This window comes from Methanobrevibacter sp. V14 (genome assembly GCF_963082475.1).
Lineage (GTDB): Archaea > Methanobacteriota > Methanobacteria > Methanobacteriales > Methanobacteriaceae > Methanocatella.
In genome coordinates, this window is sequence record NZ_CAUJAM010000006.1 from 181,974 (window position 1) to 196,855 (window position 14,882).

At 33.4% G+C, this 14,882-nt stretch carries 13 protein-coding genes; 3 read left to right on the forward strand and 10 right to left on the reverse strand.

Annotated elements, in window-relative coordinates; translation table 11 throughout:
• Positions 1–201: 201 nt before the first annotated feature.
• The 6 genes from Q9968_RS02865 to Q9968_RS02890 all read right to left on the reverse strand — a co-directional run bounded on the left by Q9968_RS02865 (position 202) and on the right by Q9968_RS02890 (position 8,184).
• The gene (locus Q9968_RS02865; RefSeq protein WP_305513283.1) at positions 202–540 is read right to left on the reverse strand and encodes a P-II family nitrogen regulator; all 339 of its coding nucleotides are present in this window, start codon (positions 538–540) and stop codon (positions 202–204) included.
• Positions 541–556: 16 nt separating this feature from the next.
• Positions 557–1,768, reverse strand: a complete 1,212-nt coding sequence (locus Q9968_RS02870) for an ammonium transporter (protein ID WP_305513692.1) — start codon at positions 1,766–1,768, stop codon at positions 557–559.
• Positions 1,769–1,887: 119 nt separating this feature from the next.
• Positions 1,888–4,776, reverse strand: a complete 2,889-nt coding sequence (uvrA, locus tag Q9968_RS02875; protein WP_305513285.1) for an excinuclease ABC subunit UvrA — start codon at positions 4,774–4,776, stop codon at positions 1,888–1,890.
• 232 nt (positions 4,777–5,008) lie between these two features.
• Positions 5,009–6,973, reverse strand: a complete 1,965-nt coding sequence (gene uvrB / locus Q9968_RS02880; protein WP_305513287.1) for an excinuclease ABC subunit UvrB — start codon at positions 6,971–6,973, stop codon at positions 5,009–5,011.
• 4 nt (positions 6,974–6,977) lie between these two features.
• Positions 6,978–7,268 carry a hypothetical protein gene (locus tag Q9968_RS02885; RefSeq protein WP_305513289.1) on the reverse strand — a complete coding sequence of 97 codons (291 nt, stop codon included), beginning with the start codon at positions 7,266–7,268 and terminating at the stop codon, positions 6,978–6,980.
• Between the two features lies 1 nt (position 7,269).
• On the reverse strand, positions 7,270–8,184 hold the full coding sequence (locus Q9968_RS02890; RefSeq protein WP_305513291.1) for a ribose-phosphate diphosphokinase: 915 nt from the start codon (positions 8,182–8,184) through the stop codon (positions 7,270–7,272).
• 89 nt (positions 8,185–8,273) lie between these two features.
• Here Q9968_RS02890 and Q9968_RS02895 point away from each other — a divergent pair, with 89 nt between their 5' ends.
• Positions 8,274–8,786: a hypothetical protein gene (locus tag Q9968_RS02895; RefSeq protein ID WP_305513293.1), complete on the forward strand. Its 513-nt coding sequence runs from the start codon at positions 8,274–8,276 to the stop codon at positions 8,784–8,786.
• Between the two features lie 10 nt (positions 8,787–8,796).
• On the opposite strand, the gene Q9968_RS02900 is transcribed toward Q9968_RS02895, so the two are convergent.
• Together Q9968_RS02900 and Q9968_RS02905 are read right to left on the reverse strand one after the other, a co-directional pair.
• On the reverse strand, positions 8,797–9,165 hold the full coding sequence (locus Q9968_RS02900; RefSeq protein WP_305513294.1) for a zinc ribbon domain-containing protein: 369 nt from the start codon (positions 9,163–9,165) through the stop codon (positions 8,797–8,799).
• 30 nt (positions 9,166–9,195) lie between these two features.
• The gene (locus tag Q9968_RS02905) at positions 9,196–9,705 is read right to left on the reverse strand and encodes a GNAT family N-acetyltransferase (RefSeq protein WP_305513296.1); all 510 of its coding nucleotides are present in this window, start codon (positions 9,703–9,705) and stop codon (positions 9,196–9,198) included.
• Positions 9,706–9,784: 79 nt separating this feature from the next.
• On the opposite strand from Q9968_RS02905, the gene Q9968_RS02910 reads away from it, so the two are divergent.
• Together Q9968_RS02910 and Q9968_RS02915 are read left to right on the forward strand one after the other, a co-directional pair.
• Positions 9,785–10,690, forward strand: a complete 906-nt coding sequence (locus Q9968_RS02910; protein WP_305513298.1) for an ADP-ribosylglycohydrolase family protein — start codon at positions 9,785–9,787, stop codon at positions 10,688–10,690.
• On the forward strand, positions 10,677–11,159 hold the full coding sequence (locus Q9968_RS02915; protein WP_305513300.1) for a hypothetical protein: 483 nt from the start codon (positions 10,677–10,679) through the stop codon (positions 11,157–11,159). The genes Q9968_RS02910 and Q9968_RS02915 overlap by 14 nt, the downstream gene beginning before the upstream one ends.
• Here Q9968_RS02915 and Q9968_RS02920 read toward each other — a convergent pair.
• Together Q9968_RS02920 and lonB are read right to left on the reverse strand one after the other, a co-directional pair.
• Complete coding sequence (locus tag Q9968_RS02920; protein WP_305513301.1) at positions 11,149–12,579, reverse strand: Mur ligase family protein; 1,431 nt, start codon at positions 12,577–12,579, stop codon at positions 11,149–11,151. The two genes, Q9968_RS02915 and Q9968_RS02920, sit on opposite strands and share 11 nt — an antisense overlap.
• A gap of 220 nt (positions 12,580–12,799) precedes the next feature.
• Positions 12,800–14,779, reverse strand: coding sequence for an ATP-dependent protease LonB (lonB, locus tag Q9968_RS02925; protein WP_305513303.1), 1,980 nt, complete (start codon positions 14,777–14,779; stop codon positions 12,800–12,802).
• Positions 14,780–14,882 lie beyond the last annotated feature (103 nt).

A 14,882-nucleotide genomic window follows, 5' to 3' on the forward strand; every position in this document is an offset into this window, starting at 1 on the left:
TAGGCAATAAGTGTATCCAAGCATAAACTTTCAATACACCTAAATAATAATAAATTATTCAACATATTATATAAATCTGTTTAAATAATCAGAGAAAATGAAAAAAATCAAAAAAAATGTTTATATAAACAGATTAAAAAATGAATAAATTTAAAAAAAATAATGAAAAATAAGAGGTTAATATAAATTATAATTAATAAATTAAACAGCGTCAGAACCTCTCTCACCAGTCCTGATTCTGATGACCTCTTCTACATCTGAGACAAAAATTTTACCATCCCCAACATCTCCGGTTCTTGCACTTTCAACAATAACATCAATAATTCTATCCAAATCATTCTCATTGACAATTAATTCAACCCTTGTTTTTGGAATTAAATCAATGCAATAACTAGAACCTCTGTAAGATTCTCTAATACCTAACTGTCTTCCCCTTCCTTTTACAGCAGAAACATTCATTCCCTCACAACCTGCTTCTAAAAGTGCCATTTTAACATTTTCAAACATTTCTTCTCTTATTACTGCGATAATTCTTTTCATAATATCCCAAACATTGTTAAAGTCTGTATCCTGATTCCTGATGTAGTGCTGAATCAAGACCTGTAATTTCTTCCCTATCGTTTACTCTCAATCCCATAATAATATCTAATGCTTTTGCTATTAAAAGACTTACTGCAAATGCATAAATTGCAGTTGCAGCAACAGCTATTATTTGAAGTGTTAGCTGACTTGGATTTCCATAAAAAAATCCCGCCACCCCATTTATTGCAGGAGATGCAAATAAACCAGTGGCAATCAATCCCCAAACGCCAGAAAGTCCATGAACACCAAATACATCCAATGCATCATCATAACCAAATCTTGCTTTAAGATTGTAAACAGCAAAGTAAGAAATTAAAGATGCACCTAAACCTATTACTATTGAACCTGAAAGAGAGACATAACCTGCAGCAGGAGTAATGGCGACCAATCCTGCAACTGCACCAGTGATTGCCCCTAAAACTGTTGGCTTTCCAACTTTGAAATAATCCAAAGCCAGCCAAGTAAGCATTGCAACAACTGCAGCAGTATTAGAAACTAAAATTGCAGAACCTGCTAAACCATTAGCTGCAAGTGCAGATCCTCCATTGAATCCCATCCATCCGAACCATAAAAATCCAGCTCCTAAAATCGAATAGCCTAAATTATGGGGAAGTAATGAAACATCTTTTCTTTTTCCCAATATCAATGCTAATGCAAGAGCTGAAAAACCAGAGTTAACCTCAACTGGAACTCCTCCTGCAAAATCAACCGCACCTAAGTTCATTAACCATCCACCACCCCATATCCAATGGCAAATTGAAATATAAACCAAACTAACCCATAAAATTGTAAATATAATCCATGCTTTTGTTTTCATCCTTCCAACAACTGCACCAGCTACAATAGCTGCGGTTAAAGCTGCAAATGTTAGTTCGAATCCTGCAAAAACCAATGTTGGAATGGTTCCTGTTAATGAATCAACTCCAATTCCATCCATAAACAAACTAGCAGGCATTCCAATAAAACCTCCCAAACTTGAGGTTGAAAATGAAAATTGATAACCATACAAAATCCAAATTAAGCTAGCCATTGCAAATGCAATCAATGATAAAAACATTGAGTTTAGAACCTTTTTTCTTTTTGATAAACCGCCATAAAAAAATGTTATTCTCGGAACACTCATCAATAAAACCAATATTAATGAAACTAGCATCCAAGCAGTATTTCCTGTACTTAAAACCATAATAATCACTGAATAATTTAACGGAAGTATAATGTCGGAATATACCTTCCGATAATATATTATAAAAAAATACTATATAAATGTTAATGAAAATTTAAAAAAATAATAATAAAAAGAAGAAATTATTTACCAATATCCTCTACTAATTCTTTAGCATAAGGAGTGATATTTTCATCAAGCATGCGCTCTAAAAACTCACCTGTGTAAGTTCCAGCCTTAGCAATCTCTTCAGGAGTTCCAGTAGCAATAACCTCTCCACCACCATCTCCCCCTTCAGGACCAAGATCAATAATATGATCCGCAGTTTTAATAACATCCAAATTATGTTCAATAACAACAACAGAGTTACCTGCATCAGTCAATCTATAAAGTACATCCAAAAGTCTTTTAATATCATCAAAGTGAAGACCGGTAGTTGGTTCATCAAGAATGTATAATGTTTTACCAGTGCTGGTTCTTGATAACTCTTTAGACAACTTAATTCTTTGAGCTTCCCCACCAGACAATGTTGTTGCAGGTTGACCTATCTTCATATATCCTAATCCAACATCATATAATGTTTGAAGTTTCTTAGTGATTTTAGGAATGTTTTCAAAGAATTCTAAAGCTTCTTCAACAGTCATTTCTAAGACTTCATAAATATTTTTACCTTTATAACGAATATCTAAAGTCTCTTCATTGTATCTTTTACCACCGCAAACTTCACAAGGAACATAAACATCAGCTAAAAAGTGCATTTCAATTTGAACAATACCATCACCAGAACAAGCTTCACATCTTCCTCCTTTAACATTAAATGAGAACCTTCCAGGTTTATAACCTCTTGCTTTTGATTCAAGAGTATTTGCAAATAACTCACGAATATCAGTAAATACACCAGTGTATGTTGCAGGATTTGATCTGGGAGTTCTTCCAATAGGTTTTTGATCAATTGCAATAACTTTATCTATGTTTTCAAGCCCTTCAATTTCTTTATATTTTCCGGCGAACATGAATTTTTTAGATAATTTGCCCTGAGCTCCCTTGTATAGGATTTCATTAATCAAACTACTTTTACCAGAACCACTAACACCAGTTACACAAGTAAATTTACCTAGAGGGATTTCAACATCAATATTTTTAAGATTGTTTTGTTCAGCTCCAATAATTTTAATAAATTTCCCATTCCCATGTCTCCTCTGTTTTGGTATGTCAATTTTTTTAACCCTTGAGATGTATTGGCCTGTAACTGAATCGGGATTATTCATTATATCCAATGGTGTTCCTTGAGCTACGACTTTACCGCCATGCTCACCAGCTCCCGGACCAATGTCTACAACATGATCTGCTGATAAAATGGTTTCTTCATCGTGTTCGACAACCACTAAAGTATTACCTAAGTCTTTAAGTCTTTTTAATGCATCAATAAGTTTGATATTATCCCTTTGATGAAGACCTATACTTGGTTCATCTAAAATGTATAATACTCCAACAAGTCCAGAACCTATTTGAGTAGCTAATCTAATTCTTTGAGCTTCACCACCTGATAATGTACCTGATGATCTTGACATGGATAAATAATCAAGGCCCACTTCAACTAAAAAACTTAAACGCTCTTTAATTTCTTTTAAAACTTCTTTTGCGATGAAATTTTCTCTTTCACTTAATTCCAAATCTTGGAAAAATTGATATGAATCTTTGATTGCTAAATCACACACATCAATGATTGATTTTCCGCCAACAGTGACTGCTAATACTTCAGGCCTTAAACGCTTACCGTCACAGACATAACATTTCCTATCGGACATGAATTTTGAGAGGTATTTTCTTGAATAGCTTGATTTAGTTTCAAAGTATAATCTTTGCATTCTTGGAACGACACCCTCAAATTTACGATTAACCATATAAGATTTATTTCTTCTTTTAAAATTGAATGGGATCTTCTCATCACAACCAAAAAGAATTATGTTTTGATATTCCTTATCAAGTTCATTAAATGGAACATCCATGCTGAAATTAAAATGTTTAGAAACGGCATCAAGCATTTGGAAGTAATAATTTTCTTTTTTAGCCGAACTTGCCCATGGCACAATAGCTCCTTCATTTAAAGTTAATGACCTGTCCGGAACTACCAAATCCGGGTCAATTTCTAATTTAGAACCAATACCATTGCATTCTGGACATGCTCCTTGTGGAGCATTGAAGGAAAACATCCTTGGAGTCAATTCTTCAAAGTTTATTCCACAATCAACACAAGCAAAATGTTCAGAGTATTTTTTCTCATACTCCCCATCATCACCGTCAAATAACACACTAATTAATCCGTCTGTGAATTCCGCTGCAGTTTCTAGAGAATCAACCAATCTCCTTTTAAAATCAACATCTTTTCTAATTTTTAATCTGTCAACAACAACATCAATATTGTGCCTGTAAGTCTTTGCAAGACCAATATCCTCATCTAAATCACGGATTTCACCATCAACACGAACCCTTACAAATCCTTTATTTCTAAGGTCCTCAAAAACATCTTTGAATTGACCTTTTTTATCACGAACTACAGGAGATAAAATTTGAATTTTAATTCCTTCCCCTTCTTCAATGATAGTCTCAGCAATTTGACCGATAGTCTGTTGTGAGATTTCTTTTCCACAATTAGGACAATGCGGAATACCTATTCTTGCAAATAATAATCTTAAATAATCGTAAATTTCAGTAATTGTACCTACAGTAGATCTTGGATTTTCCCTTGTAGTTTTCTGGTCAATTGAAATGGCTGGAGACAAACCCTCTATGGATTCCATTTCAGGCTTTTTCATTTGACCTAAAAATTGCCTTGCATAAGCTGATAATGATTCAACATATCTACGCTGTCCTTCAGCATAAATTGTATCGAAAGCAAGTGAAGACTTTCCAGACCCGCTTAGACCAGTAATTACAATAAATTCATCACGGGGGACACTAACATCAATATCTTGTAAATTATGTTCACGTGCACCTTTGATGATAATTTGCTTTTTATCTTCATTAGTCATAATAAAACTCCATAATATTATTAGATCTGATTATATATAAAATAATTTAGACAGAGCATTTGGAAAGTAAAAATTAACATATGATTGATAATCAATAATTTATTTAAAATCAATATTGTTTAATGTCCTGCACTTAATTGAGAAATTATCCGGTAAATCCCAATAGAATGGCATTGTTTCATCTCCCAATAAGGACATCTTCAGTGATGCCGTTATCTAAATAAATTAAAAACTACCTATCAAATCCTTTCAAGGCATAAAGCTTGTTTCTCAAATCAGCTGCCCTTTCAAAGTCAAGTCTTGCAGCCGCATCTTTCATATCTTTTTCCAGATCATTAATTAATAAACGAAGCTCATCTTTTGGCATACTATTGACATCAGCACCAATGACTTTGTATTTGTCATCTTCTTCAGCTAACTTCTCTTTTAATGTTCTTTGAGTGGATTTTGGTGTGATGCCATGAATTTCATTATATTTCATTTGCAATTTGCGCCTTTTAAGTGTAGTGTCATATGCATTTCTAACAGAATCGGTCATGTCATCCACATACATTATTACACGACCGTTAACATTTCTTGCGGCACGGCCGATTGTCTGTATTAATGAAGTTTCATTTCTTAAAAATCCTTCCTTATCTGCATCTAAAATAGCTACTAAAGAAACTTCAGGAAGATCCAAACCTTCCCTCAATAGGTTTACACCAACTAAAACATCAAATTTGCCGCGCCTTAAATCATCAACAATATCAATTCTCTCTAATGTATCAATTTCAGAGTGCATATATCTTACTTTAATACCAATTCTCGCATAATAATCTGTTAGGTCTTCTGCCATTCTTTTTGTTAAAGTAGTGACTAAAACTCTTTCGTCCTTCTTGGCAGTTAATCTAACCTCTTTAAGCAAATCTTCTACCTGGCCGGTTACTGGTCTTATTAAAACTTCCGGGTCCACTAAACCAGTTGGCCGGATAATCTGTTCAACAACATTTCTTGATTTTGCAAGTTCATATTTGCCCGGTGTTGCCGATACATAAATAACCTGATTTATTGATGATTCAAACTCATCGAATCTTAAAGGCCTATTTTCTTTAGCGGAAGGCAATCTGAAACCATGCTCTACTAAAGTCTCTTTACGCGCTCTGTCTCCATTATACATTCCTCTAATTTGAGGAACAGTAACGTGAGATTCATCAATGATGGTCAAATAGTCATCTGGAAAATATTTCAATAGGGAATATGGCTTTTCTCCCCATTTACGTCCTGATAAATGCATTGAATAATTTTCAATTCCCGGACAATACCCCATTTCCTGAAGCATTTCAATATCAAAGCGAGTCCTCTGCTCCAGTCTTTGAGCTTCCAATAACTTTCCAGTTGCATTTAGCTCAGACAATCTTTCATCCAATTCAGTATTAATTTTTAAAAGAGCGGTATCCATCTTATCCTGGCCAACGACAAAATGCTTTGCAGGGTAAATCATGTATCTTTTAAGGGATTCCTGCTTTTTTCCAGTGACCTTGTCAATTATGCTAATTGCATCTATTTCATCACCAAACAATTCAATTCTAATCGGCGGCGTTCCATGAACAGGATTAATTTCAATGACATCTCCTCTGACCCTGAACTGTCCACGGTCGAATTCAATATCATTTCTCTCATACTGCATGAAAATCAATCTTTTTAGAATTTCAGACCTATCATAAATGTCGCCAACATGAATTCCGAAAGCAAATTCGCCATAATCCTCAGGAGACCCAATACCGTAAATACAACTTACACTACTTACAACAATAACATCATCTCTTGAAAGGAGAGATTGGGTTGCTGAATGTCTCATTATATCAATGTCTTCATTAATTGAAGCTTCCTTATCAATGAATGTATCCGTTCTTGGCACATATGCTTCAGGCTGGTAATAATCATAATAGCTAACAAAGTACTCAACAGCGTTGTCTGGGAAGAATTCTTTAAATTCTTCATATAATTGTGCTGCCAATGTTTTATTATGTGAAATGACAAGTGTAGGTTTTTGGACTTTTTCAATGACATTTGCCATTGTAAAAGTCTTACCAGAACCGGTTACACCTAAAAGTGTTTGTTCTTTTACATCATCATTTATTCCTTGAGCTAAAGAGTTAATGGCTTTTGGTTGATCGCCTAATGGATTATAAGGTGATTTTAATTTGAATTCCTTCATAATATCAGTTGGAAATTGAAATATTGAAACTAATATGTATGTATCTCGGAGCACAGCAAGGAACAACTTTTTCATCCCTTATTGATAAATCCCCATAATTTTTAAATCTTTTTTCTAAATCCTTTTTAATATTACCTACAACATCTTCATTGTAAACCCTAAGAGAACCTAAAAATACTGTTTTTGAAGACATATTCATTACAGAAACCCCATCAACAACATCAGGTTCACTATACTTAGCCAAAATATTATTTGATTCCTCAGTTAATTCTTTTTTAATAGTTTCTTTATCCATTTTACTGCCTCAATGCATCTGCAATCGCTTTTGCAATAGATACCCGTGAAGTGTCAGAAGATAAGGTGTTAGTTCCAATGATTTTATCAGCACCAGCAGAATAAATTCTGGTAGCTCCGTTATTGGTTAAAATTGGATGTACGCAACATACATCGATTGATGAAGCGCCATATTGTTTTAAGATGTTAATAGCATTAACAATAGTTCCTCCAGTTGCTATAATATCATCAATAATAATTGCATGCATTCCCTTTACGCTATCAACATTAACAGTGTTTTCACTCTCACTATCACATCTAACATCAACTATTTTAGTTTCGACTTTATCAGGCCCCAAACGGACTTTAGTTAAATAAGTGCATTCACATCCGATAATTTCAGATATCTCCTGTGCAAAACCGTAGGCCCCTTTATCCGGTGCGATAATTAATGGTTTTTCACCACTTTTTTTAAAGTATTTTTTATCCAAGTATTCTGCAATAGCAGGCATGGCTGATATGTTTCTTGCAGGGATGTCGAAAAAGTTTAAAACACATTCTTCATGAATATTGAAAGTGATAAACTCATCAGCACCGGCCGCTTGAATTAAATCACAGACGATTTTAGCTGAAATTGTTTCGCCGGGATTGAATCGTTTTTCTTGTCTTGCATAACCCATATAAGGAACAACGACTTTGACTTTTTTTGCTCCCAAATCCTTAAGGTTTGAAATTATAAATAATAATTCCATTAAATTTTCATCTTGAGGATATCCTGTTGATTGAATAATTGTTACTTCGTCTTCAATTTCTCCAATAATTCTTAAATATCTTTCTCCATCTGGAAATTTTCGAGTTTCAACATAACATAACTCTTCTGAGAGTTCTTTTGCAACATTAGCTGCTAAGTCTTGTGAAGATGAACCGCCTATAATCACATTATCACCAAAATTTCTATGAATTTATATATGTTTTAATTCATTAAAAAAGTTAAGTATTAATATTTAAAATTCTTAAAAGAATAATTATGAAAAAGATACATTTTATCCTTATAGGAATTGTAGTGATGGTCTTGTTATTATCAACAATTACTATAAATAGTCCTGTGATAGTGGTTGCAGAAGATGCAGAGGAAGATGCAAGTATCGATATGGCCGCATCATTTTCCATAACTGGATTTGAATGGATTTATCCCGGAAATTCCATTAATTCACAAGGACAAACATTGCATAATGTCCATATAAACAATCCTGAAGATCCATATGGGGCTGTAAAGGAAATTATGGAATACAGTTATAATAAGAGTCCTCATTTAATCGTCAGTGTAAACAATCATGCTGCTCAAGCCATTTTCGGTTTTGGCATAGTGGACAACATTAGGTCAAATGATGCATACAATGGTTATGCAAGCAATGAAAATGTTGCCGGGACCATGTCCAGAGGAGATTCCATGAGTGTTGCAATGCTTCAAAATGGAATTAACGTTCCTATGATTCCAATACAAATATTGTTAGGAAACATCAAATTTATCCCAGTTTAATTATTCATTTTTAATGAAGCATAACATAAAACGAGAGCGCTACACCAAAAAGAGATATTACCATCATAATCATGCCATGCTTTCTTAAGGTTGGATGAGGTGATTGAACCAGATAAAATGGCATGAAAAAACCGAAGAATGTGAAAACTGCCAAATTAGTATGTTTTGAAATAAGACCCACTACAAAACCACACCAAGACAAAAATATAGTTACAATATAAGCTGCAATAAGTGCTTTTTTATTTATTTGAAGTTGATCTGATTTGTAAACATAAATCTGTTTAGGTTTAATTCCTTCAACAAGTGGAGTTCCACATTTAGCACAATAATCATAATCATCCTGATTAACAAAATCACAATTTTTACATATTCTTGTCATTAGTTAAAGTTAATATGTTTTAATATATAACTATTTTTCTAATATCACAGCGATTTCGCGAAAAGGCCTATTCAAATAATCAATATTATTTAATTGGGAGTAGTATTCAAATCCTAATTTTTCTAAAACTCTCTTAGACTGGATATTTTCACTTTTATATGTTGCAAAAATTCGTTTAATGTTTAACTGATTAAAAGCTCTTGAAATTAATGCCTTAGAGGCTTCGCTCGCATATCCTCTACCCTGATATTGACTGCCTATCCAATAACCAAGTTCAGCTGAATCCTCCCCCCACCAATGATTAGTGTCCGGGTGAATTAAAAGCTCGGCACAACCTATTAAATCATCATTTTTAGTTACTGCATAACATTCATCACGAGCAAATACTGTATTAATAATATTCAAGCTATAGTCAATGCTTTTGTGAGGTGGCCAACCTGCAACAGGACCAATGTTTGGATTTTTAGCCAGATTGTAGAGAGATTCGGCATCCGATTTGCGCCAATGCCTTAAACAGAGATTTTTTGTTTTTATAATCATCTATATAAAATTTGTTTTATGAAATTATAAAATTAACCGATAAACACAATTAATTACTATAATCAATAAAGATTTAGACATGAAAGTTCAGGATGGCATAATTGGTTTTATTGTTGGAGATGCACTTGGAGTTCCTGTCGAGTTTAAATCAGGAAAAACACTTAGGAAAAATCCTGTCACTGGCATGAGAGGTCATGGCACATATAATCAGCCTAAAGGAACCTGGTCTGATGATTCTGCAATGACACTTGCTACAATGGACAGCATCGTGGAAAAAAATGGAATTGACCTGGAAGATATGATGATTAAATTCTGTGACTGGCATAATTATGCCAAATATATGCAAGGCAGCGTAGTATTCGATTGCGGGATAACTGTTGGAACGGCTATTGCTAATTATCAAAGAGGAATTCCCGCATTAAAATCCGGATGTGGAGAAGAGCAAGACAATGGAAATGGTTCCTTAATGAGAATTTTGCCGCTATCATACATTGGAGATATTGATTATGAGACTATTGAAAATGTTTCAGCTTTAACCCATGCCCATGCAAGGTCAAAGATTGCCTGCGTACTATATGTCGAAATAGCTAAATCCATGCTTAAAAACAATTTAACAATTGAAGAACACCTTCATTTAGCATATGATAAAATTAAAGAATATTATAAAGATTCCAATCAACTAATATACTTTGAAAAGATATTCAACAATGATTTGGATTGCTTAAGTGGCAAAGGTTATGTGATTTATACCTTTGAATGTGTTGTGCATTCACTTCTTACAACTGACAATTACAAAGATGCAGTACTTGAAGCTGTAAATATTGGCGGAGACACTGATACGAATGCGGCTATTTGCGGCGGTTTAGCTGGAATTTATTATGGTTATGATTCGATACCTGTAGAGTGGATCGGTGAAATTGATAAAATTGAGGAAGTAAAATCATTATGTGAAAAGTTCGAGGCGATTTGTGATGAACATTGGTGAAACTATTAAAAATATTAGAGCTACATGCGATAATTATATTGACCCTAATTTACTTGCTTTTGTCATTGATGATGAAAATTACATGAAAACAAATAATATCCTGGAGATGAAAGGTTATGGAATAACAGATGAGGACTCATATGAAGAGAAACTCATTAAAATCCATGAAAATGAAAATATATTCCTCCCATACGGTATGATGACATTTGTACCTGTTTTGAATGAATGCGACATATTTTCTATTAAAGACTATAACCTACAGCTCACACAGGAAGAATTTGATACATATAGTGACCCTGAAGAAAAATTATTCGGGATCTTAGTTAAAAAAGGCTCCCAAGAATATGTTATCGGGAAAAGTGACATTTGCAGTTGCAACATTGATTCAAACTTTGAAAAAATGGAAGAAAGTGACTGTGAATTTTATAAAACAATTAAAGAAATTATAGATAGCAAAATTATCTATTAACTATATTTCTTTTTATTTTTTCCCACATTGCTTGTTCTTCGCCGCAGCCAGACATCATAACATAATCGTAGTTGGAATGTGTAGCCAACTCTGTTAATTTTTTAATTTTAACATCCATTTCCTTATAACTCAATGGATAAAAATCAACATTATCAAATTCTTTTTTAATCAAATTATAATATTCTTCGGCTTTTTTTACAGATTTTCTTCCCGGAACAACAATTATATGTTCGGGATTTAGACATTCAATTGTTTTTAGATGGTCCTGAAATATTTCTTCCTCATATTCATCAGGAGTAGTATAAATAAATTCCAATGGTTCCTTAATAAATTGACTCATAAACAATCCATTTATTTTTAATGCGTCTCCATTATCTCCCTGACCTAAACCGATGACTTTCTGATTAAATTTGACAACTTCAAATCTTCCAGGTGGAATAAATGAGCTGTCTAAATTGTCAAATACATTTTTAATAGTATTCTCTATATTATCAATTTTTGGTGTGAATGATGCATATGCAGTAATTGCAGCTAATGTATTGTAGATATTGTGAAATCCGAATGGAAGAACATTCAATTCCAATTCAAAAGAAACATTTTCTTTTGCAGGATAATTAAATAAATCACCCTCAATTTCTAATTTCCAATAATCGACTCCGAACTCAATGTCGCATAATTTGACATTTGGTTCTGGACGTTTGAATCCGCATTCACATTCATAAAATCCCCTATGATTCATGAATACTTTAGAGTAATTTAAGTCATGTTCATTACATTTAGGGCATTTTACTGAGCCTACATCATAGATATCTTTTATTTTATCAGTATCAATTCCATAATAATTGATTTTAACTCTATCCTGTTTATTAATACCTATTAATGCAGTTCTTGGATCATCACAATTAGTTACAATCACTCCATGTTCCATATCTTGTGTTAACAATTTTTTCGCATGGTAATATGATAAAAACGGGTTTTTAACCCCATTAACTTGAGTATGTTCTTTAGAAATAGTCGTGTAAACTACACCAATTGGTTTTAGAACATTTTGAACTTTATCGGGAATTCCGAATTCGACATTTCTTATCCCATATTCAAATACACCCAAATCCCCTTTCTGTTTTAAAAGACTAGTTGTGATTGAATTGATTGTATTGCTTTCAAAACTTTTTCTTATTTTCAGATCATTAGATAATAATTTAATTAAAAAAGTTGTTGTAGTTGTTTTACCATTAGTACCTGTTACTAAAATAGAACCTAATTTAAGTTCATTAGCCAATTCCCTCAAAGATTCGATTCCACCAACTTTTAAAAATATATACCCTGGTATAGCTTTACCTTCACCAGAACCATACTTAGCCAATTGTGAAGTAGCTTTACTAGTTAATTTAGCAAAATTAAATCTAAATTTTCTCACCATGTGAGTATTTTAGATTTAAAAAATATATAAAGTTAATTATATGCATAAAATAGATGTCGGAACATGATTATTTCGCGTTCAGAATAAATTATAATTTCCAAATTTTACTTATTTTTGAACTGTTAGAGCAAGGAATCATATAATATTATTCAAATAAGTTATACAAAATTTTGAGCCATGTCACGTCCCCAATATAAATAAAAAAAATAGTTAAACCCAACTAATGAGTAGTTGGATTGTTTAAATTAGTTTGTGGAACTTTTTTAACAACTTTAGACCCGATGTTTTTCATTTTTTCAATTAGTTTATCTTTACTGGATCCGCTAATTAAAATATTTTCCAAAACATCACTTAGAGTTTCAGTTGGGATTATTTCAATCATATCTTCATATTTTTTCTCAATCATAACATCTTTTAGGTTAGATTTTGGAATCAATACTTTTTTCATTCCAGCTTCCGCTGCCGCTTCAATTTTAGCAGTTGCTCCACCAATAGGCATTACATCTCCACGCACATTAAGTGAACCGGTTAATGCTACAGTTTGATCAATCGGGATTTCTTCAATAGCTGAAATTACTGCTGTTGCAATACTTACACTGGCAGAATCCCCTTCCACACCATCATAAGTTTGGATAAACTGAATGTGAATATCATATTGAGAGATATCCTTGTTGGTGTATTTTTTAATTAATGCACTTACGTTTTGAACTGATTCCTGAGCAATTTCACCTAGTTTACCTGTGGCAATGATTTGACCGCCATTTTTAGATTGGGTCGGTGCTGCTTCAGCGGCGATTGGTGATACAATACCGCTTCTGTCTCCAATTACTGCAAGTCCGTTAATAAGACCAACCCTTCCACCTTCAGCAGAAACCATACTATAATCTTTTCTTTGAACAATGGATCTGTCAGCAATTTGTTGTTCCAATGTTCTTGCGTATTTTTTAGCTTCAACCACATGTTCGGCGGTTACAATACTTTCTCCTTTTTCAATAGCCACATCACCTGCAGAACGTACAAGTCCGCCTAAGTCCCTTAACCTTAAAGTTAATGCATTTTGTTTACCTGATCTTCTTTTGGCTTCCATGATAATTTCATCTAAAGCATCAATTGCAAAATGAGGAATCCTTCCATCATTTTTAACTTCCTGAGCTACGAATTGAACTAATTTTTCTCTGTTCTCAGTCGTGTCCTCCATGTAATCTTTCATGAACACTTCGTAACCATATCCCCTAATTCTAGATCTCATTGCAATATGCATTCCTTCAAGAACTTGAAGGTTTCCGGATGCCACTAAAACAAAATCACATGGTGCCGCTTGGGACCTCACCATTGCTCCACTTGAGTTTTCACTTTGACCGGTGATAGAATATTGTTTTTCCTGCATTGCAGATAACAATTCTTGTTGAGTTTTCATGCTCATTGTACCAATTTCATCAATGTATAAAACCCCTTTATTAGCTTTGTGAATCATTCCCGCTTCCACACGTTCATGTGCTGGAGTTCCAAGCCCTCCGGATTGATATGGGTCGTGGCGTACATCTCCAAGGAGTGCGCCAGCATGTGCTCCAGTTGCATCCATAAATGGTGCAAATCTTGATTCTTCATTGTTAACTAATAATTTTGGAGCCATGCTTGTATTTTTTGGTTTTATTTGAATAGATATAAGTAAAATTAACGCTGCTGCAATAATAGATTCCAGCAATCTGCCATACATAAATCCGATTACCAATATCCCGCCAATTACAAACATTGTAATAATGGTTTTTCTTTCTTCATGACCTTTTGCAGACCCTTTTGTTGCTTTTACAATTTTTTTACCTTCCCCAGAAGGAACTGACCTTATAAGTGGATGATTGTTATCTTCCATGTTAGGATATACCAACACGTCCTGAAGACTTTCATGTGGCAAAATTTGCGCCATACCTTTTGCAAGCATTGATTTACCTACACCAGGATCACCTATAAGCAAAACATTCCTTCTTTGTTTAGCTGCCTTTTTAATTGTTTCAATAGACTCTTCATGTCCAATTACCTGATCAATTAATAAGGGTGGAACTTCAATATCTTGTGAACTTTTAATATTATCATAATCTAACATGGGTTGGTTTTCTTCACTTTCACCAGTTTCTTTTATTTCCGGCTCAATAATTTCTTCACTTTGAGAATCTTCAATAGATTCTTGCTCTTCAAATTTCATTAATAAACCTCCCTTTTAATAGAATTCATCATTAAAAAATTAAGTTTGATATACTATTTAAATATTTATTTAAACTTAAGATATATAAAAAGTTTTCTATTTT